Source organism: Uliginosibacterium sp. H1 (assembly GCF_036017065.1).
Classification (GTDB): domain Bacteria; phylum Pseudomonadota; class Gammaproteobacteria; order Burkholderiales; family Rhodocyclaceae; genus Uliginosibacterium.
Genome location: NZ_JAYXHR010000002.1, coordinates 336,196 through 356,620, shown reverse-complemented (window position 1 = coordinate 356,620; position 20,425 = coordinate 336,196). Strand labels below are relative to the sequence as shown.

At 66.7% G+C, this 20,425-nt stretch carries 17 protein-coding genes and 1 riboswitch; of the genes, 7 read left to right on the top strand and 10 right to left on the bottom strand.

Annotated features, from left to right (window positions below; translation table 11 throughout):
• Positions 1-79: 79 nt before the first annotated feature.
• On the bottom strand, positions 80-652 hold the full coding sequence (locus VVD47_RS11205) for a hypothetical protein (protein WP_327603548.1): 573 nt from the start codon (positions 650-652) through the stop codon (positions 80-82).
• A 166-nt stretch (positions 653-818) separates the two neighbouring features.
• Positions 819-942, top strand: a riboswitch (TPP riboswitch).
• A gap of 52 nt (positions 943-994) precedes the next feature.
• On the opposite strand from VVD47_RS11205, the gene thiC reads away from it, so the two are divergent.
• Complete coding sequence (thiC, locus tag VVD47_RS11200) at positions 995-2,908, top strand: phosphomethylpyrimidine synthase ThiC (protein WP_327603547.1); 1,914 nt, start codon at positions 995-997, stop codon at positions 2,906-2,908.
• A gap of 102 nt (positions 2,909-3,010) precedes the next feature.
• The gene (locus VVD47_RS11195; RefSeq protein WP_327603546.1) at positions 3,011-3,865 is read left to right on the top strand and encodes a DUF3883 domain-containing protein; all 855 of its coding nucleotides are present in this window, start codon (positions 3,011-3,013) and stop codon (positions 3,863-3,865) included.
• 12 nt (positions 3,866-3,877) lie between these two features.
• Here the strand turns inward: VVD47_RS11195 and VVD47_RS11190 are convergent, their stop codons facing one another.
• Positions 3,878-4,813: a LysR family transcriptional regulator gene (locus VVD47_RS11190; protein ID WP_327603545.1), complete on the bottom strand. Its 936-nt coding sequence runs from the start codon at positions 4,811-4,813 to the stop codon at positions 3,878-3,880.
• 127 nt (positions 4,814-4,940) lie between these two features.
• On the opposite strand from VVD47_RS11190, the gene VVD47_RS11185 reads away from it, so the two are divergent.
• Positions 4,941-6,152, top strand: coding sequence for an MFS transporter (locus VVD47_RS11185; RefSeq protein ID WP_327603544.1), 1,212 nt, complete (start codon positions 4,941-4,943; stop codon positions 6,150-6,152).
• A 402-nt stretch (positions 6,153-6,554) separates the two neighbouring features.
• Here VVD47_RS11185 and VVD47_RS11180 read toward each other — a convergent pair whose 3' ends face one another.
• The 3 genes from VVD47_RS11180 to VVD47_RS11170 all read right to left on the bottom strand — a co-directional run bounded on the left by VVD47_RS11180 (position 6,555) and on the right by VVD47_RS11170 (position 8,360).
• Positions 6,555-7,121, bottom strand: a complete 567-nt coding sequence (locus tag VVD47_RS11180) for a YceI family protein (RefSeq protein WP_327603543.1) — start codon at positions 7,119-7,121, stop codon at positions 6,555-6,557.
• Positions 7,122-7,203: 82 nt separating this feature from the next.
• Positions 7,204-7,782: a YceI family protein gene (locus VVD47_RS11175; RefSeq protein ID WP_327603542.1), complete on the bottom strand. Its 579-nt coding sequence runs from the start codon at positions 7,780-7,782 to the stop codon at positions 7,204-7,206.
• Positions 7,783-7,799: 17 nt separating this feature from the next.
• A complete protein-coding gene (locus VVD47_RS11170) occupies positions 7,800-8,360 on the bottom strand; it encodes a cytochrome b (protein WP_327603541.1) in 561 nt (186 codons plus the stop codon).
• Positions 8,361-8,727: 367 nt separating this feature from the next.
• Between VVD47_RS11170 and kdgT the strand changes: the two genes are divergently transcribed.
• On the top strand, positions 8,728-9,732 hold the full coding sequence (gene kdgT / locus VVD47_RS11165) for a 2-keto-3-deoxygluconate transporter (protein WP_327603540.1): 1,005 nt from the start codon (positions 8,728-8,730) through the stop codon (positions 9,730-9,732).
• Positions 9,733-9,888: 156 nt separating this feature from the next.
• On the opposite strand, the gene VVD47_RS11160 is transcribed toward kdgT, so the two are convergent.
• Complete coding sequence (locus VVD47_RS11160) at positions 9,889-11,295, bottom strand: amino acid permease (RefSeq protein ID WP_327603539.1); 1,407 nt, start codon at positions 11,293-11,295, stop codon at positions 9,889-9,891.
• 55 nt (positions 11,296-11,350) lie between these two features.
• Positions 11,351-11,989, bottom strand: a complete 639-nt coding sequence (locus VVD47_RS11155) for an acetate uptake transporter (protein WP_327603538.1) — start codon at positions 11,987-11,989, stop codon at positions 11,351-11,353.
• A gap of 232 nt (positions 11,990-12,221) precedes the next feature.
• Here VVD47_RS11155 and VVD47_RS11150 point away from each other — a divergent pair, with 232 nt between their 5' ends.
• Positions 12,222-13,790 carry an alkaline phosphatase PhoX gene (locus tag VVD47_RS11150; RefSeq protein ID WP_327603537.1) on the top strand — a complete coding sequence of 523 codons (1,569 nt, stop codon included), beginning with the start codon at positions 12,222-12,224 and terminating at the stop codon, positions 13,788-13,790.
• A gap of 40 nt (positions 13,791-13,830) precedes the next feature.
• Complete coding sequence (locus tag VVD47_RS11145; protein ID WP_327603536.1) at positions 13,831-14,418, top strand: PEP-CTERM sorting domain-containing protein; 588 nt, start codon at positions 13,831-13,833, stop codon at positions 14,416-14,418.
• Between the two features lie 125 nt (positions 14,419-14,543).
• Here the strand turns inward: VVD47_RS11145 and trhA are convergent, their stop codons facing one another.
• The 3 genes from trhA to VVD47_RS11130 all read right to left on the bottom strand — a co-directional run bounded on the left by trhA (position 14,544) and on the right by VVD47_RS11130 (position 17,552).
• Positions 14,544-15,188 carry a PAQR family membrane homeostasis protein TrhA gene (gene trhA, locus VVD47_RS11140; protein WP_327603535.1) on the bottom strand — a complete coding sequence of 215 codons (645 nt, stop codon included), beginning with the start codon at positions 15,186-15,188 and terminating at the stop codon, positions 14,544-14,546.
• Between the two features lie 79 nt (positions 15,189-15,267).
• Positions 15,268-16,644 carry a glycoside-pentoside-hexuronide (GPH):cation symporter gene (locus VVD47_RS11135; protein ID WP_327603534.1) on the bottom strand — a complete coding sequence of 459 codons (1,377 nt, stop codon included), beginning with the start codon at positions 16,642-16,644 and terminating at the stop codon, positions 15,268-15,270.
• Positions 16,641-17,552, bottom strand: a complete 912-nt coding sequence (locus VVD47_RS11130) for a LysR substrate-binding domain-containing protein (RefSeq protein ID WP_327603533.1) — start codon at positions 17,550-17,552, stop codon at positions 16,641-16,643. The genes VVD47_RS11135 and VVD47_RS11130 overlap by 4 nt, the downstream gene beginning before the upstream one ends.
• A 253-nt stretch (positions 17,553-17,805) precedes the next feature.
• Here VVD47_RS11130 and VVD47_RS11125 point away from each other — a divergent pair, with 253 nt between their 5' ends.
• Complete coding sequence (locus VVD47_RS11125) at positions 17,806-20,418, top strand: beta-glucosidase family protein (protein ID WP_327603532.1); 2,613 nt, start codon at positions 17,806-17,808, stop codon at positions 20,416-20,418.
• Positions 20,419-20,425: the final 7 nt, after the last annotated feature.

Below are 20,425 nucleotides of genomic sequence, written 5' to 3'. Positions count from 1 at the left end.
TGAGCAAGGCCGACCGGCGGCCCGGTGAAGCTGTGTGTCAGCGGGCAGATGCCGTGGTGCCTCAGCCCGGGATGAATCGTCAGTGCAGGACGAAGAAGCGGTACAGCCGCGGCAGGCCTTCGTTCACCTGGATGGCGCCGCTGGGGGTGCTGCGCGCCAGTTTCGGGTCGCGCACATAGACCTGCACGCGTTCCGACGGCGGAGCCAGCAGGCTGTCGGCGTCGCACAACACCGCGCTGCCGCTCTGCTGGCGCCGCGAGCAGCGCTGCAGCCATTCCGGGCCGGGAGCCGGCTTCGCTGCCGCCACCGGGGTGGCCGGTTTGGCGGGCACTGCCTTCACGGGGCTGCCCTTCGGCTGTTCGATCCTGTCGGCCGCGGCTTGCGGAGCCGCGGTGGTGGTCGTCGCGCCGGCCGCTGCGGCATTCGCGCGGCCGGGCTTGGCGGCGCTGCGCGCCGGCTTCGCGGCCGGCTTGCTAGGCACCACGGCCAGCGGGGCCACGACCGGCACCGGCTCGGGGGCGGCCTCCACCCGCGGCATCACCACTTCGGGCTGTGGCGCAGGTGCGGGCGGCGCTTCCGGTGCTGTCGAGCAAGCGCCCAGCAAGCAGCAAAGCCCCAGGGGCGCGGCGATACGACGGATGTAATGGGTCATGGGTCTCCGCCAGCCAGGTGGCCGGCGCTCCTGATGACAGGGTGGAACCCATGTTATCGACCGCCGCGCGCCGGTCTTCTGCACTGCACGACGAAGGGTTGTGATCTCAGCCCTTGCGGCGTTTGCGGCGCGGTTGTGTCGGGCAGGGCTTTTCGGTAAGGTGCCAGCCATTCGCGGGGGGTCTGCCAAACGCCTGTTTGAACAAGTGTTTAAACGGGATTGGCGGTGAGAAATACCCTTCGAACCTGATCCGGGTAATTCCGGCGTAGGGAACGCGACTGCACACCCGCCCCGGGTGCGCCGGCTGCCTCCTACCCGCTTGCCCCCACGGAGGTCGCCACCATGAACGCCAACGAAAAATTCCTCGCCTCGTCCGCCCATGTCGACGAAGCCGCCATCGCCCCCCTGCCCAATTCGCGCAAGGTCTACCTGTCTGGCTCCCGGGATGACATCCGCGTGCCGATGCGCGAGATCACCCAGAGCGACACGCCCACCGCCTTCGGTGGCGAAAAGAACCCGCCGATCTACGTCTACGACTGCTCCGGCCCCTATACCGACCCGGCCGTGAAGATCGACGTGCGCGACGGTCTGGCCGCACTGCGCGCCAGGTGGATCGAGGAGCGCAACGACACCGAGCAGCTGGCCGGCATGACCAGCGAATACGGTCGTGCGCGCGAAGCCGACAAGAAGCTCGACGAGCTGCGCTTCAACCTGCAGCGTAAGCCGCGTCGCGCGAAGGCCGGCGGCAACGTCAGCCAGATGCACTACGCGCGCAAAGGCATCATCACGCCGGAGATGGAATACATCGCCATCCGCGAGAACCTCAACCGCGCCGCCTACATCGAGTCGCTGAAGGCGACCGGCCCCAACGGCGAGAAGATGGCGAAGTTCATGGGCCGCATCCACCCGGGCCAGAGCTTCGGCGCCAGCATCCCGGAAGTGATCACGCCCGAGTTCGTGCGTGACGAAGTCGCCCGTGGCCGCGCCATCATCCCGGCCAACATCAACCACCCGGAAAGCGAGCCGATGATCATCGGCCGCAACTTCCTCACCAAGATCAACGCCAACATCGGCAACAGCGCCGTCACGTCCAGCATCCAGGAAGAAGTCGACAAGCTCACCTGGTCGATTCGTTGGGGCGGCGACACGGTGATGGATCTCTCCACCGGCAAGAACATCCACGAGACGCGCGAATGGATCCTGCGCAACAGCCCCGTGCCCATCGGCACCGTGCCGATCTACCAGGCGCTGGAAAAAGTGAACGGCAAGGCCGAAGACCTCACCTGGGAAATCTTCAAGGACACGCTGATCGAGCAGGCCGAACAAGGCGTCGACTACTTCACCATCCACGCCGGCGTGCTGCTGCGCTACGTGCCGATGACCGCCAACCGCATGACCGGCATCGTCTCGCGCGGCGGCTCCATCATGGCCAAGTGGTGCCTCGCGCATCACAAGGAGAACTTCACCTACACGCACTTCGAAGAAATCTGCGAGATCATGAAGGCCTACGACGTCAGCTTCTCGCTGGGCGACGGCCTGCGCCCCGGCTCCATCTGGGACGCCAACGACGAAGCGCAACTCGGCGAACTGAAGACGCTCGGCGAGCTGACCCAGATCGCATGGAAGCACGACGTGCAGGTCATGATCGAAGGCCCCGGCCACGTGCCGCAGCAGTTGATCAAGGAGAACATGGACCTGCAACTGGAGTGGTGCAGTGAGGCGCCCTTCTACACGCTGGGCCCGCTGACCACCGACATCGCGCCCGGCTACGACCACATCACGTCAGCGATCGGCGCCGCGCAGATCGGCTGGTACGGCTGCGCCATGCTCTGCTACGTCACGCCCAAGGAGCACCTGGGCCTGCCCAACAAGGACGACGTCAAGGCCGGCATCATCGCCTACAAGATCGCCGCCCACGCCAGCGACCTCGCCAAGGGTCACCCCGCTTCACAGATCCGCGACAACGCCATGAGCAAGGCGCGCTTCGAGTTTCGCTGGGAAGACCAGTTCAACCTCGGTCTCGACCCCGACACCGCGCGCAGCTACCACGACGAAACCCTCCCGCAGGAAGGCGCCAAGGTCGCCCACTTCTGCTCCATGTGCGGCCCGCACTTCTGCTCGATGAAGATCACCCAGGACGTGCGCGACTTTGCCGCTGCGCAAGGCATCGCCGAAGAGGAAGCGCTGAAGAAGGGGATGGAAGTGAAGTCGGTGGAGTTCGTGAAGACGGGGGCGAAGGTCTATCACAAGGTGTAGTTCGCAGCTGAGCAAAGAATGAGGGCCGCCGATGCGGCCCTCATTCTTTGTGTCGTCCTCCGCTTGGCTTTACGATGCAGACTCTGATCAGGAGAGCGACGCGTGGCGACCGGAGAAGATTGGAGCAAGTTCGAAATCGAGGCGACGGTTGCCGACTACATGCGCATGCTGACGCTGGAGCTGTCGGGACAGAAGTACAGCAAGACGGAGCACCGGCGAGCATTGCTTCGTCTTCTGGATGGTCGCAGCGATGGAGCGGTCGAACTCAAGCACCAGAACATCAGTGCGGTGCTGCGTGATCTGGATTGCCACTGGATTCCCGGCTACAAGCCGCGCGGAAACTATCAGCGAGCGCTTGCCGAGTGCGTGGAGAGTTGGATCTCGGTTCATCCAGAGTTCGATCTCGTTTCGCAAGCCGCAGCCGAACAACCCGCAGTCGTTCCGAGCGCGGTCGATTTTGACCGATTCGTTGTACAGGCTCCTTCAGCCTCGCAAGGCATAGCAGAACCGGCTGGGACGTATCGCGTTCAGGCGCGCTCCGCGGTCAAGCGCGATTACCTTGCGCGAGAGTCGAGGAACACCGCACTTGGCAAAGCCGGTGAGCAACTGGCATTGGCGTACGAGGAGTTTCGTCTGCGCGTAGCAGGCAAGAAGAAGTTGGCTGAGCGCATCGAACACGTATCTGAAACGCGTGGGGATGGCCTGGGTTTCGATATCTTGTCGTTCGAACTGAACGGCAAGGAGCGCTTCGTCGAGGTCAAGACCACTGCATTTGCGAAGGAGACGCCGTTCTTCGCCTCCAGGAACGAAGTCGACTTTGCACGCGAGATGACTGATCAGTTTCATCTGTATCGCCTCTTCGATTTCCGCAAGACGCCCAAGCTGTTTGCATTGCAAGGCGATATTGCGTCGCACTGCGTACTAGACCCCGCCAGCTATCTCTGCCGATTCCAGTAAGCCTCGGCGCAGTTAGGTCGCGTCTTTCCAGCTGTCTCCGGTGAGCGCCCCCCGCATCACCTCCACAAAACTCCTTAGCTTTGCCGGATAGAACGCCGCATGCGGATACACCACGTATACCGGCAGCGCTGCCGCTTGCCAGTCGGGCGTCAGGCGTACGAGATCACCGCGCCGGATGTCGTCTTCCACCACCCAGTGCGACAGCGCGGCGGCGCCGACGCCGCGGAGCGCCGCACTGCGCAGGGCGTAGAGACTGTCGGTGACGATGCGGGGTTGCATGGGCACGGTGTGGGTGTTGCCGTGGCGGTCGTGCAGGACGATCTCGTTGCGGTAGTAGGGGCCGAGGGCGAGCCAGGGGAGGTCCTTGAGCCAGTCGGGTTGACGCGGGCGGCGGCGGGGGCCGAGCAAGGCGGGCGAGGCGACGACGATGCGCGGCACTTCGGCGATGCGGATGGCGATGACCGAGGGGTCGGTGACGGCGCCGACGCGGATCGCGCAGTCCACGCCCTGCTCCACGAAGTTGAGCGGTGCGTCGTGCAGCAGCCACTCCACCGACACGCGCGGGTAGCGCGCCAGGTAGTCAGCCAGCGGGCCGACCAGTTGTTGCTGACCGAAGGCGTGCGGGGCGACGACGCGCAACAGACCTTGCGGTTCGTCCACCGTGCCGCGCAGGTCGGATTCGAATTCGCTCCACTGTGCGATGAGTTCGCGGGCGCGGCCGTAGTAGCGCTGGCCGGCCTCGGTCAGCGTCATGCCGTGGGTGGAGCGGTGCATCAGGGTGACGCCCAGCGAGCGTTCCAGCGTCTGCAGGCGGCGGCTGACGGTGGGCTGGGTGGTGGCGAGCTGGGCGGCGGCGGCGGACAGGCTGCCGGCCTCCACGATGCGGATGAAGGTCTGCATCAGTATCAGGCGGTCCAGCGGCTGGCGGGTGGATTCGTTGGGGGTCACGCGCGGGCCCTTCGTGGCGCTGGTCGGTGATGCGCTGAGTGTATGGCAGTTCTGCGGTGCATGCGTCTTCCGTGGGTGGCCGGGTTTGCCCAGACTGCGCACACTCCCCGACACCACGAGAACCCCCATGACCACGGACACCATGCGACCGGGCACCCCACCTGCTCCGAACATCGCGGCCCAGCCCGCCTTCAGTAATGCGCTGGTCTTCCTGCTGGCCTGCGCGGCGGGGCTGAGCGTGGCCTCGCTGTACTACAACCAGCCGATCCTCAGCATGCTGGCGGCGGACTTCGGCGTGACGCCGGGCGAGGTGGGCCGGGTGCCGACCTTCACGCAGATCGGCTATGCGCTGGGCATCCTGCTGCTGGCGCCGGTGGGCGACCGCTTCAACCGGCGCCACATCATCCTCGCCAAGCTGGGCGTGCTGGCGCTGGCCTTGCTGGCGGTGGCGGGCACGCATGCGCTGTGGCAGCTGTGCGCGCTGAGCATCGTGATCGGCGTAAGCGCGAGCCTGGCGCAGGACTGCGTGCCGGCCGCGGCGGCGATCGCGCCGGAGGCCCAGCGCGGCCGGATCGTCGGCACGGTGATGACCGGCCTGCTGCTGGGCATCCTGCTGTCGCGCGTGGTGAGCGGTGTGTTCAGCGACTGGCTGGGCTGGCGCGCGATGTTCGTGGCTGCCGGCATCGCGCTGGCGGTGTTCGGCGTGGTGGCCTGGCGTCGCCTGCCGGATTTCCCGCCGACCACCACGCTGTCCTACCCGGCTTTGATCGGCTCGCTGCTGACCTTGTGGCGCAAGCATCCGGCGCTGCGTCGTGCGGCGCTCACGCAGGCTTTCCTGAGCGCGGCCTTCAGTGCCTTCTGGTCCACGCTGGCGGTGATGTTGAGTCAGCCGCCCTTCGGTTACGGCAGCTCGGTGGCAGGGCTGTTCGGGCTGGCCGGTGCGCTGGGTGCCTTGTGCGCGCCGCTGGCGGGTGCGATGGCCGACCGCAAGGGGCCGGAGTTGGTGATCCGCCTGAGCGCGGGGCTGGTGATCGTAAGCTTCGGCGCCTTTGCGCTGGCGCCGCACAACCTGTGGATCCTCGTACTGGGCACGCTGCTGTTCGACCTGGGCGTGCAGGCCGGGTTGATCGCGCACCAGAGCATCATCTACGGGCTGGATGCGGGTGCGCGTAGTCGCCTCACCGCGCTGCTCATCACCGCCATGTTCATCGGCATGGCGGTGGGCTCGGCACTCGGCAGCGTGGTGCTGGAGTCGGCGGGCTGGCGCGGTCTGAGCCTGCTGGCGGCGGGCTTCGGCGTGGTGGCGCTTGTGTTGCGGTTGCTGCCGGGCCGTCGTTGAGGCCAGGGTGAGTGCGCAAAAGAAAGGCCCGCGCATGGCGCGGGCTTTTCTTTGCTCGTCGTCCTCGCGCAGTGGGGCAAGCAGGCATCTCGGCAAATGCCGGAAGCTCGCAAGGCGGAATATGGCGGTGCTCAACAGACGCTCAAAAAGCAAAGTCGCTGGGTTCCCGCTTCCGCGGGAACGACGTAGCGGGGAGAGGTCCGAGGCCCTGCGCTTGCAACTGCACCTGCACCTGCGGCGCGAATGGAGATGGCGCGCCGATGCCTGATCCCGCAAACACACAAGAGAAAGCCCGCGGGTTGCGCGGGCTTTCTCTTCGTTACTGCCATGCATCGCATCGCGGCAGGGGCAGGTGGGATCACGTGGGCACGACGATCCTCAAGATGCGCGATGCCGCAAGCATCACTCCTTGATCGCTTCGACGGCGATGCTCAGCGTGACTTCGTCCGACACGTTCGGCGCGAACTTGCCGAGGCCGAATTCGCTGCGCTTGATCTTCGCGGTGGCGTTGGCGCCCACGGCGTCCTTCTTCATCATCGGGTGCGGCTGGGTGACGAAGTTGGTGACGGCCAGGGTCACCGGCTTGGTCACGCCCTTGATGGTGAGGTTGCCGTCGACGGAAACCACCTTGTCGCCGTCGAACTTCACGCCGGTGGACTTGAAGGTGATGGTCGCGAACTTGTCGGTGTCGAAGAAGCCGTCGCCGCGCAGGTGGCCGTCGAACACTTCGTAGCCGGTGTTTACCGACTTGGCGTCGATGACGACGTCCACCGAACCGGTCTTTGCAGCGCGGTCCAGCGTGATCTTGCCGCTGGTCTTGTCGAAGCGATGCGCCTGGTTGCTCAGGCCGAAGTGGTTGTACTCGAAGCGCGGCACGGTGTGCGTGGTGTCGATGACGTAGGTGTCAGCGGCAGCGAAGCTCGCGGCGGAGGTGCCGGCCAGGGCCAGGGCGATGATGAACTTCTTCATGCGGGTGTTCCTCAAGCTAGGGATGTACAAGGGGAGAGCGGGACGAAATTGCTGGAAATTAAGGTATGCCGAACGGGTACGTTCACTTCGGGGCCGCGACGAGGCGGAATTTGATCTGCACCTCGTTGGCGACGATGCTGGTGTCGACCCACGGGCCTTCGCCGATGGCGAAGTCGTTGCGCTTGATGGCGAAGGCGCCTTCGAACACGCCGTTGGCACCGTCGGCGCGGTAGGTCACCGGGGTGCTGACATCCAGCGTCTTGCCCTTGATGGTCAGCTTGCCGGCCACTTCGAAGCGGTTGTTGCCCAGCGGCTTGATGCTGGACGACACGAAGCGCGCAGTCGGGTGCTGGGCGGCGTTGAACCATTGCTTGCCACCGATCTCCCCGTTGCCGTCGGGAGAGCCCACGTCGATGCTGGCGACTTCGATGTCGAAGGACGCGCTGCCCTTGGCCGGCTGCGCGGGGTCGAAGGCGATGGTGCCCTTGAAGCGTTTGAAGCTGCCTTCCATGGGCGCGTTCATCTGCTTGTAGGTGAAGCTCAGCGCGCTCTTGTCGGTGACGAGGCGGGTGTAGTCGACGGCGCTCGCGGTGTGGCTGGCGAGGGTGGCGGCGAGCAGGGCGAGCGCGGCAAACGCGCTGCGCAGGGACGTGGAAGTCATCGGGTGTCTCCGGGAGATCAGGTTCTTCTGAGGAAGGGCAGCATGCGGGCGAGCACCTCGTCGCGGTCGATGACGTGATGCTTCAGTGCGGCGGCCACGTGCAGCACGACGAGCCCCGCCATGCCGTAGTTGAGGGCGAGGTGCAGGCTGGCCAGGCTGTTGCCCAGCTCGTTGTCACGCGCCAGCAGGTCGGGCAGCGGCAGCACGCCGAAGTAGATGGTGGGCACGCCCTTGGCGGAGCTCATCAGCCAGCCGCTGACCGGAATCGTCAGCATCAGCAGGTACAGCAGCCGGTGGGTCCATTCGGAGGCGGCGCGTTGCCAGCCGGGCATGCCGGCCGGTGCGGCGGGCGCGCCCTTGGCGAGACGCCAGCTGAGGCGGGCGACGATCAGCAGCCACAGCGTGACGCCGGCCCACTTGTGCCAGGAGAAGTACTGCAGCTTGGCCGGCGAGAACGGCATGCCGGTCATGTAGAAGCCGAGCGCGAAGGTGCCGACGAGGCCGAGCCCGACCAGCCAGTGCAGGCTGATCGCAGTGCGGGTGTATGGGGAACGGTGGAGCGGGTGGGGAGGAACCATGGCGCGGCGCGTGGCGAGACGGCGTCGTGAAGGCGGGGGCGGGAATCCAGCCGCGCAATCTAGCGGAGCGACCCGCCAGCCCGTAAGGCGCCCGGGCGCAAATGACAATTGCAGGATACGCAACAATAAAGGCGGAACTTTTCCGGCTTCCGGCACAATCCGGCATTGCCGCGGGCGATAAGCCGCGCGAATGCAGGCATGCCGACAAACGATCCGGGTGCGTGGCCGGACTTGATGAATGTCTTCTTCCGGCCCTATCCCGGTGGTATACCTGTGCTTGCGGCGCTTCGACCGAGCCTTGGGTCGATTCCGCAGGCAGTCCAGCCGGACCGCCCGGATCGCGCCATCGCCCACTACGAGATTGATCATGCAAATCAAGAAGACGATCGAACGCATCCCCGGCGGCATCATGATCGTGCCGCTGTTCCTCGGCGCCCTGCTGCACACCCTGGCGCCCGGCGCCGGCGCCTACTTCGGCTCCTTCACCAATGGCCTGATCACCGGCACCCTGCCCATCCTGTCGGTGTGGTTCTTCTGCATGGGCGCGAGCATCAGCATCCAGGCCACGCCCACGGTGCTGCGCAAGAGCGGCGTGCTGGTGCTGACCAAGATCGCCACCGCGGCCACCGTAGGCATCATCGCCTCGCACTTCATCCCGCCGGAAGGCGTCACTGCCGGCCTGCTCGCCGGCCTGTCGGTGCTGGCGATCATCGCGTCGATGAACGACACCAACGGCGGCCTTTACATGGCGCTGATGCAGCAGTACGGCACCAAGGAGGAAGCGGCGGCCTTCTGCCTGATGAGCCTGGAGTCGGGCCCCTTCATGACCATGGTGACGCTGGGCGTCGCCGGCCTCGCGGTGTTCCCGTTCCAGACCATGGTCGGCGCGCTGCTGCCCTTCCTGGCCGGCTTCGCGCTGGGCAACCTCGACCCCGACTTCCGCAAGCTGTTCACCGCGGCGGTGCCGGCGATGGTGCCCTTCTTCGCCTTCGCGCTGGGCAACACCATCGACTTCAAGGTCATCGCGCACACCGGCGCGCTGGGCATCCTGCTGGGCCTGTTCGTCATCGTGGTGACGGGCACCGTGCTGGTCATCGCCGACATCTTCCTGGCCAAGGGCAATGGCACGGCGGGGATCGCCGCGGCGTCGACGGCGGGGGCGGCGGTCACGGTGCCGAGCGTGGTGGCGAGCATCGAGCCGCAGTTCGCGCCGGTTGCCGCCAGCGCCACCGCGCTGATCGCAACCTCGGTGGTGGTGACGGCCATCATCACGCCCATCCTCACCTCGTGGTGGGCGCACAAGTGGGGCATCCTGTCGCCGGCCTACAAGAAGGCGCATCCGGACGAGGGGCCGGTGGCGACCAGCCTCTGATCCCGCCTCGGCGGTAGATCCCATGACCAAGGGCCGCATATGCGGCCCTTGTTCATTTCTTCATCCGTTTCCTCATGCCTGCCTTCGCCGGAACGATGGAACACGCGCGATCATGCTTGCGCCGCCGCGGTCTTCAGTCGGTGATGGAAGACCGTCTCAGGCCGCTGCCGCCGTCCGGCCGCGCATCCGCAACCGGTAGCCTGCCCAGATCAGCAGCAGCCAGGGGGGAATCAGCCACACCGCGATGCGGATGCCCGGCGTCAGCGCCAGCACCACGAGGATGAGCGCGAGGAAGGCCAGGCACAGGTAGTTGCCGAGCGGATGCCAGATGGCCGGGAAGCCGGTCGTCACCCCGCGCGCGCTCATGGCCTTGCGGAATTTCAGGTGCGCCAGGCTGATCATCGCCCAGTTGATGACCAGCGCGGACACCACCAGCGACATCAGGATCTCCAGCGCCTGCTGCGGCAGCAGGTAGTTCACCAGCACGCACAGCAAGGTGACCAGCGCGGACGCGGCGATGGCCGCGACCGGCACGCCGCGTTTGTCGGTGTGCGCCAGCGCGGCGGGCGCGTCGCCCTGCTTCGCCAGGCCGTAGAGCATGCGGCTGTTGCAATACACGCCGCTGTTGTAGACCGACAGCGCGGCGGTGAGCACCACGAAGTTCAGTACATGCGCCGCGATGTCGCTGCCCAGCAGCGAGAAGATGCGCACGAAGGGGCTGCCGCTGTAGGCATCGCCCGCCGCGTTCAGCGAGGTGAGCAGCGCGTCCCACGGGTACAGCGCCAGCAGTACGGCCAGTGCACCGATGTAGAAGATCAGGATGCGGTACACCACCTGGTTGATCGCGCGCGGAATCACCGTGCGCGGCTCGCTGGTCTCCGCGGCGGCGATGCCCACCAGCTCCAGCCCGCCGAAGGCGAACATGATGAAGGCCATCGCCATCACCAGCCCGCCTATGCCTTTCGGGAAGAAGCCGCCGTGCGACCACAGGTTGCTTACCGCGGCCTGCTCGCCGCCACGGCCGGAGAACAGCAGGTACAGGCCGAGCAGGATCATGCCGATGATGGCCACCACCTTGATGATGGCGAACCAGAACTCCGCCTCGCCGAACATCTTCACGTTGGCGAGGTTGATGGCGTTGATGAACAGGAAGAAGACCGCCGCGGTGGCCCAGGTCGGGATCTCCGGCCACCAGAAGTGCACGTACTTGCCCACCGCCGTCAGCTCCGCCATGCCGACCAGCACGTACAGCACCCAGTAGTTCCAGCCGGACAGGAAGCCGGCGAAGCGGCCCCAGTAGGCGTGCGCGAAGTGGCTGAAGGAGCCGGCCACTGGCTCTTCCACGATCATCTCGCCGAGCTGGCGCATGATCAGGAAGGCGATGAAGCCGCCGATGGCGTAGCCCAGGATCATCGACGGCCCCGCCAGCTGCAGCACCCCGGCCGAGCCGAGGAACAAGCCGGTGCCGACCGCCCCGCCCAGCGCGATGAGCTGGATGTGGCGGTTCTTCAGGCCGCGCTGCAGGCCGGTGTCGTGGGCGTTCTCGTGCCGCGTCGTGTCCATCCCTGCCTCCTCCTGTTGTAACCGGCCCGTCTCCGCGGGCGCGGAGTGTGCTTCGTCAGGCCGCCTTGCGCGTCAGCACCGCGGCGGGTGCGCTGCGCACCTGCTCGCCCAGCGGCAGTATGACGCGACCATACATCTCGTTGAGGATCTGCGCAGCCGCGACGTACACCGCGGCGAAACCGCAGAACAGCCCTTCCCACCCTGCCAGCACCTTCAGCGCATGGTTGCCGGTGGCGTCGGCCAGCGCAAGCATGAAGAACAGCACGGTGAGCGAGGCGAAGACGATCTGCGTGGCGCGGTTGAGCTTCAGCGTGCCGACGAACAGCACGGCGGTGAGCAGGCCCCACATGGCGAGGAAGGCGGTCATCGCGCCGGCGGAGTTCGCGGCGGCCAGCCCGGTGGCGGGCAGCATGATCAGCGCGGCCAGGGTCAGCCAGAAGAAGCCGTAGGAGGTGAAGGCCACGGTGCCGAAGGTGTTGCCCTTCACCCACTCCATCAGGCCGGCGCAGACCTGCGCCATGCCGCCGTAGAAGATGCCCATCGCCAGCACCATGGCGCCGAGTTCGAACAGGCCGGCGTTGTGCAGGTTGAGCAGGATGGTGGTCATGCCGAAGCCCAGCAGGCCGAGCGGCGCGGGGTTGGCGGTGCGATCTTGGTGGGCGGCGGGGTGAGCCGGCAGGGCATGGTTCGCCATCAGGGACTCCAGTGGGCAGGTCAGTGGGCAGGTTGTAGATACTGGCCGACGGTTGCCGGCACAGTGCGCATGCTGCGGGAGTTCCGGAATCGGCGTTTTCATCCACGTCAACCAAAGTGGCCGAAGTCCGCGGCCGCGCCGGCCGTGTAACCGGACCCACACACGCCCGTAACCCTGCGTCGCCATCCTCTCTGCCGCCGAACAAGGCAGCCTAAAAAACGGAGAGAAAACGATGCAATCCCACGAACACGATTTCGACGACGCGTCCGCCACTGACGTGTCCCAGACCCGCCGGGGTCTCCTCAAGGGCGGCTCCGCCGCCATCGCCGCGGCCTTCGCCGGCCCCATCGCCGCGATGGCCAGCCGCGTTGCGGAAGCCGCTTGCCAGCCGGCCGGCGCCTCGCTGCAGGGCATCAGCCCCTACGGCGAGATCCGTCCGGTTAACGACCTGACCACCGGCCTGCCGCTCATCTCGCTGCCGCCGGGATTCAGCTACAAGTCCTACGGCTGGCGCGGCGACATCATGAGCGACGGCCTGCCCACGCCGGGCACCCACGACGGCATGGGCGTGGTGCTGACCCGCAAGGTCGGCCGCAGCAGCGAAGTGGTGCTGGTGCGCAACCACGAGCAGTCCACCTCCAGCAACGCCAACAACATCATCGGCGCCAGCCGCGCCAACGTGGCCAAGCACGACGTGGGCGCCACCAACGGTGCTTACCAGATCGGCGGCACCACCAACCTGGTGTGGCGCGACGGCAACTGGGTGGAGAGTTTCGCCTCCTTCGGCGGCACCTACCGCAACTGCGCCGGCGGCTCGTCCAACTGGGGTTCCTGGCTGACCAACGAGGAGATCCTCTCCAACAGCGTCAGCAACACCGGCAAGAAGCACGGCTACATCTTCGAGGTGCCGGCCGATCCCACCGCGACGCCGACCAACGCCAACCCCATCGTCGACATGGGCCGCATGGCGCACGAAGCCAGCGCGCTGGATACGCAGACCGGCATCTGGTACCTGACCGAAGACCAGGGCAACGCCAACACGCTGTACCGCTTCCTGCCGAATAACGCCAACGGCGGCCTGAACTCGCTGCACGCCGGTGGCCGCATGCAGGGCCTGAAGGTGCGTGGCGTGATGAACGCCGACCTGCGCAACCCGACGCTGTGCCAGGAGTACGCCACCGAGTGGGTGGACATCGCCAACCCGGACATGGACGGCGGCTCGCTGACCACCGTGCTGGGCAACGTCACCGCCAGCGGCCCGTACCGCCAGGCCTACGCACGCGGCGCGGCGATCTTCGGCGCCAACGAAGGCTGCTGGGTCGCCAACGGCGTGGTGTACTTCACTGACAAGCAAGTGAGCTCCAGCCCGCTGCGCGCGGGTCGCATCTGGGCGCTGGACGTCGCCACCGGCACGCTGAAGGCGATCTTCGTCAGCAACGACATCACCGTCGGCAACTCGCCGGACAACATCTGCGTGAGCCCGCGCGGCGGCCTGCTGTTCAACGAGGACGGCTCGGGCACCGGTCGCAACGCCAATGGCGAGACCATCTCGGTGCCGGCGCAACGCATGATGGCCCTGCGGGCGGACGGCAGCTCCTATGTCTTCGCCGCCAACAACTACAACTTCAACGCGGTGCAACTGGCCGCTGCCGGCAAGGCCGGCGCTGCCACCGGCAACCTGCGCAACACCGAATGGTGCGGCGCCTGTTTCAGCCCGGATGGCCGCGTGCTGTTCGCCAACCTGCAGTCGCCCGGCCTCACCGTGGCCATCACCGGCCCCTGGGGCAGCGGCACGCTGTAAGCGTCGCGGCGCGAATCACTCAAACCATCAAGGAAAGATCATGAAGAAACTTCTCGTCGCAGCCCTGCTGTCGGCCTCCGCCTCGCTGCCGGCCATGAGCGCCGTGCTGTCCGCCAGCCAACTCAACGGTAACGACTACCTCGACTACTCGGCCGATGGCCTGGTGGCACTGGACATCAACGCCGTGAACAACGCGGTGATGAACTTCAGCGTCAGCTTCAGCGCTGCGGAGATCGCTGCCGGTTCGGTCAGCTTCAACGCCGTCATCAACAACTTCATCGCCGCCGGCATCCCCGGCCTGCGCCTGGATTTCGGCAACCTGCTGGTGACCGCCGGGACCGTGCAGTCCGCCTTCAACGGCAGCGCCAGCGGTGCCTACAAGGTGAACGGTGACGGCAGCGAGTTCTCCGCCAGCCACCCGGCGTTCGTCGTCGAACACTTCGGCCTGCTGGTGGGCGACCCGTTCCTCGGCGGCCTGAGCGACTGGCAGATCAGCACCGCGGGTCTGGTGGCCGGCAATGCCTACGACTTCAGCGTGCAGGCCGTGCCGGAACCCGGCCAGCTGGCGCTGATGCTGGGCGCGCTGGGCATGCTGGGGCTGGCACGTCGCAAGCAGTCGGGCAAATGAGGCGCGGCTGAGCTGTACCTCGTCGGTCGTCGAGTGCGCCTGCCGCGCCCGACGGCCGCACGACCGCAAATGAAACGGGCCGCTCCTGCGGCCCGTTTCTTTTTTTCCTGTGCCCACCCGCCTCTTCAACCCGCGTGCCACAGCACCGCGAAGAAATGGCACACCGTGCCGGCCAGCACGAACAGATGCCACACGAAGTGGCCGTAGCGCAGCCGCGCATCGAGCGCGTAGAACACCACGCCCCCGCTGTAGAACAGCCCGCCTGCCAGCAGCCACAGCAGTCCGGCCGCGTCCATGCGCGTGAGCATCGGCACCAGCGCCACCACGATCAGCCAGCCCATCGACAGGTAGAGGCCGTTCGACAACCAGGGGTTGGCCAGCCGGTTGCTGAACATCAGCAGCAGGCCCAGTCCTGCCATGCCCCACACCAGGCCGAACAGGGTCCAGCCCCAGCCCCCGCTCAGCACGCCCAGCGTGAACGGCGTGTAGGTGCCGGCGATGAGCAGGAAGATGGCTGCGTGGTCCAACTTGCGCAGCACCTGCTTGGCGCGGCCCGGCCGCACCGCGTGATAGATCGTCGAGTTCAGGTAGGTGAGCACCATCGCCAGCGCGAACACGCAGGCGCCCACGATGTTGCCCAGCCCGCCGTCGCGGGCGGTGGCGACGATCAGCACCGGCGCCGCGGCGAGCGCGAACACCAGCCCGGCGCCGTGGCTGAGGCTGTTGGCGATCTCCTCGCCACGGGTCTGCGGGCGTTTGTGCGGCTTCATCCTGGATCCTTCCGCGCGACAGGTGCGCGCTCCACCCGGAGAGGATGGCGCAGGCCCGGTTGGCCTGCCTTGCGCTGGGTCAGCTCCCGCCGCTATCTGTCGCGCCGCGTGTGCGCATGTCGCCCAGTGCCGCGAGGTAATGCCGGTCGGTCAGCGGGTAGCGCAGCATCAGCAGGGCGGCCAGGCCGAAGCCGGATGCCGGCAGCACGCTCATGGCTTGCCGGAGGACCTGGCGCGCGAGGGCGCCCTGCTCGGCAAGATTGGGCACGTAGTCGCTGCCGGCGAGCAGGAAGGCGGGCAGGGCGGCACCGATGGCCAGCCCGCATTTGCGGGTGAGCGAGAACAGCGCGTAGTTCAGCCCTTCCAGGCGCAGGCCATGCCGCCACTCGCCGTACTCCACGGTGTCTGCTTCGAGGGCCCACAGCAGGGCCATGCCCAGCGACGAGCCCGCCGCGGCGGTCGCCATGCAGGCCAGCACGGCAGCGACGTTGCCAGCCGGCACCCACCACAGCGCAGCATGACCCGCGGCGGCCAGCAGCATGCCGGCCTGGAAGGCGCGCGCCCGGCCGAGGCGGGCGGCGACCCAGGGGGCGAGCGGTACCGCGACGCCAAGTCCGGCAAGACTGCTGGCGATGACCATCGACGGGAACAGGCTGGCGTTGCCCAGCACGTACTGCGCGAAGAAGATGCCGCTGGCGCTCGCACAGCCGCTGCTGGCGAGGGTGGCGAAGGTGGTCAGGCACAGGCGTTGCAGCGGGAGGTTGTCGCGCAGCACCGGCACGCAGTCCCGCCAGTGCAGGGCCTCGGCGCGGCGCGGGACGGCCTCGCGTGCGGTGAGGAAGCAGCTTCCGTAGAGCAGCACTCCGGCGACGAACAGCACCAGGGTCAGCGTCGTCAGCCGTGCCTGCATGGTGTCGATGTCGCCACCCAGCACGCCGCGGGAGACGACGATGGCCAGCACGAAGAACGTGGCCCCGCTCATCCAGCTGCGGGCCGCGCCCAGTCGCGCCCGCGCCGTGGGCGATTGCGTCATGGCGCCGGCGAGCGAGCCGTAGGCGATGCTGACGAAGGCGTAGGCGGTGCCGAGCAGGGCGTAGGTGAGCGTGGCGTAGGCGATCTTCTGGCCGACGCTCAGGCCGGCGGGGACGGAGAAGACGGCGACGTTCAGCGCCAGTACCGGCACGCCACCGAACAGCAGCCAGGGCCGTAGCCGTCCCCAGCGGCCGTGGCCGCGCCAGCGGTCGATGATCCGGCCCGCCAGCAGGTCCATGAATGCGTCATAGATGCGGACGGCCAGCAGCAGCGTACCGGCCGCGGCGGCCGGAATGCCCGCGATGTCGGTGTAGTAGTGCAGCAGGAACAGCAGGCCCAGCGCGAAGCTGAAGTTGTTGGCCGCGTCGCCCAGCCCGTATCCCAGGACCTGCCGCCAGCGCAGGGGCGGCGATGCTACGGTCACGCCGCGACCGGTAGTGCGGTGGGCTTGCCGGCGGACTGTTCGGCACAGAAGGCCCGTACCGTGGCGAGCAGCGCGTGGAGCAGCGGAGAACTTTCGTTCTGCCGGTAGATGCACTGCACGTTGAAGGGTATCGCCGGCCCGTCGGCATAGGGGCGGAACACCACGTCGGGAATCTGCAATGCGTGGATGGACGGCGGTGCGAAGGCGATGCCGAAGCCCTGGCTGACCAGTGCCAGCGAGGTCAGCATGTCGTCGGCACGGTGACGCACGCGGCTCGTCGAGCCGTGTGCCTGCGCCAGCCCGGCGGCCATGCTGGTATCGAAGCTGGCACCGATGCGCGGCTCGCCTTCCAGGTCGGCCGCGGTGACGGTGCTGCGTGCGGCCAGCGGGTGGTCCTTGTGCAGCGCGACCTGCAGCGTCTCGCGATAGACCATCTCGTAGGCGAGGTCCGGCTGCTGCAGCGGAAAGCGGTCGAAGGCGGCGAGGATGGTCCCCTGCCGCAGCAGTTCGACCTGCTGGTCCTTGCGCGCGTTGTGCAGCACGAAGTCCACCCGCGGATGGCTCTCCGCGAAGCGCTTGAGCACCAGGGGCACGATGCTGAAGATGGCCGAGCCGTACACGCCGATGCTCAGCGTCTGGTGGGCGAGTTGCTCGGCCTGTTGCGCCGCGAGCTTCGCCTGCGCCAGTTCGGCCTTGATGATGCGCGCGTGGTTCAGCAGGGCCGACCCTGCCGCGGTGATCTCCATGCCGCTGACGGTGCGGGTGAACAGCGGGACGCCGATCTCCTCCTCCAGCGAATGGATCTGGCGCGTCAGCGCAGGCTGCGTGATGTGCAGGCGGGCCGCCGCGCGCCCGATGTTCCGCTCCTCGGCGACGGCAATGAAGTACATGAGCGAACGGGTATCCAACGAAGGCTCCTGGAGGCGGGTCGGTAACTGCCATACAAGTTTAGCGCGCCATCTGCGCCGCGCCTGTCCGGGCCTCCCCTGATCACCCCGGAAAGCCGGCCACCCGGTAAACCCCTATCAGCGTCCGGCATCGCCGTGATGAGTACTCGGCATTGGACGCTGCCCTGCTCCTCTACGAAAAATGTCCTCAGCACCCTCGCCATCACTTGCCGGGGGACGAGCCGGTCATCGACAAGAACAGAGGAGCAAACACATGCAGGTTTTCAGGAAGCACCGCCTCGCCCTGGCGGTCAGTCTCGTGCTGAGTGTCGGCCTCGTCGCCTGTGGCGGCGGCGGTGACGACAGCCCGCCCCCGACCACCACCACGCCGCCGGCCGCCAGCGTCAACCCGTGGATGACCCAGGCCATCATCGCCCGGCAGGCCGCGGCGACCACCGACAGCGCGAAGGAAGCGGTCGCCAACCAGCGCGCGAAGCTGCTGCTGGCCGCGATGACGCTGGACCAGAAGCTGGCACAACTGGTCGGCAAAGGCCCGGAAGTCATCCCCGAACTGCCGGAGTGCTATGGCGCGCGCCACGTGTCGGCCATTCGGGAGCTGGACATCCCGACCTTCCGCATTACCAACGGCCCGGTGGGTCTGGGTCAGAACGACTGCGTGGCCCCGGGCTCCTCAAGCCCCTATACCGATGCCAGCTCCGCCAAGGCGACAGCCTTGCCGTCGGCTATTGCCGCGGCGGCCTCGTTCGATCCTGCCGTGGCGGGAACGTATGGCGAAGTGATCGGCGACGAGATGAACAACCTGGCGCTGCACGTGTTCGAAGCGCCGGGCGTGAACATGGCGCGCCTGCCGACCCTCGGCCGCAACTTCGAATACTTCGGTGAGGACCCGTACCTCACGGGCACGATGGCGGTGGCGGAGATCAAGGCGATCCAGGCCAGGGGCCTGATCGGCATGGCCAAGCACTTCGTGGCCAACGAGCAGGAAACCAACCGCATGGCATTGACCAACCTGGGTGTCGATACCCTGGTCGACAGGCAGGTGCTGCGCGAGATCTACATGATCCCGTTCGAGATGTCGGTCAAGGATGGCAAGGTCGCTTCGATCATGTGCGCCTACAACCACATCAACGGCGAACAGTCGTGTGGCAGCAAGGAGATGCTCACCGACGTCCTGCGCACGGACTGGGGCTTCACCGGCTATGTCCAGTCCGACTTCTATGCCACTTTCGGCGTCGGCGCTGGCGTTCTCCTGAACGCCGGGCTGGATCACGAGATGCCGATCCCGATCAGCTGGTCGGCGAGCGCCCTGAATACTGCGCTGAGCAGTGGCGCGATCTCGGTCGATGCGGTCAACCTCGCGCTCGAGCGTCGTTACACCCAGGCCTTCAAGTACGGCATCTTCGACCGCAAGCTGGTGCAGACCGGCATCGACTTCGCGGCGGGTGGCGTGAAGGCGCGCGACATCGGCGTGAAGTCCGCCGTGCTGCTGCAGAACAACGGCGCGTTGCCGTTCGATGGCACGAGTGTGCAGAACGTCGTGCTGGTGGGTAAGGCTACGCAGGTTTATGCGCAGCAGGCCGTGGCCGGCGGTGCGATGGTGGGCGTGGCCTTCGGCGGCGGTGGTGGCAGCTCCGACGTGGTGCCCAGCTACAGCGTGACGCCGCTGGCGGGCATCAAGAATGCGCTGAGCAGCCTTGGCAATGCCTCCGCCAACGTCAGGCTCATCCTCGTGGATGACGCCAACGCTACAGCCACGATCGACGGTGCCTCCACGAGTTTCGCCGCTGCGCAGGCCGCCATCGCTGCCGCGGATGCCGTCATCGTCATGGCCGGCACCATCTCCGAAGAGGGTGCGGATCGCGCTTCATTCACCGACAACACCTTGCTGAGTCCGGCAACGAGCATCGTGCCGGGTGTGGCGGACAAAGCGGCGGGCATGAGTCTGGACTGGTACGTAGCCAAGCCCAGTGCGAACTCCTATGCCGCCAGCAACGCGCCGGCCAACAGCAACACCGTTGCGATGATCAGCTCGATCATGGGGCTGACTTCGACCACCGCCAGAACCATGGTGCAGAAGACTGCGCTGGTACTGAAGGACAATGCTGGCGTCGCGCTGGATGCCGCCCTCGTGGGAGCCGGCGGCCCGGCGATTCTGGAGGCGTGGTTCCCGGGCCAGGAGGACGGCAACATCGTCGCCGACCTGCTGTTCGGCAAGAGGAGCCCGTCGGGCAAGCTTCCGGTCACCTTCCCGTTTGCGGGCAGGAGCTTCCTGGATGACGTCACTGCGCTGCAATTCCCCGGCGTATCTACCGGCACCACGGCCAAGCCCAAGTCGAAGGTCGCCTATACCGAAGGGCTGCACATCGGTTATCGCTGGTACGACGCCGAGCAGAAGGACGCGTCGAGCGCCTGTTACACCGGCAGCGCCTCGGCGGCCAACCCCTGCGTGGCCTTCCCCTTCGGCCACGGCCTGTCCTACACCAGCTTCGGCGTTACGCCGTCCGCACTTGCCAGCAGCAGCGGCAAATATGACGTCAGCTTCCAGGTCACGAACCAGACCGCCAGGGCGGGTGAAGAAGTCGTTCAGGTGTATGTGGAGTTGCCGGCCGTGGCTTCGTCGGTGGGCGAGCAGACCGGCGCCACGATCACCCAGCCCCCCCGGCGTCTGGTCGGCTTCAAGAAGGTGACGGTGGCTGCCAATGGCACGGTGTCGGGCACGATCACCATTGACCCGAATGCGTCCAATCACCCGCTGAGCGTGTGGAACCAGTCCAGCAAGAAGTGGGAAAGGCCGAGCGGCACCTTCAAGGTGTGGCTGGGCAACTCTTCTTCGCCGAAGGATCTGCAGCTGGCGGGCACCCTCTAGGCAGGGC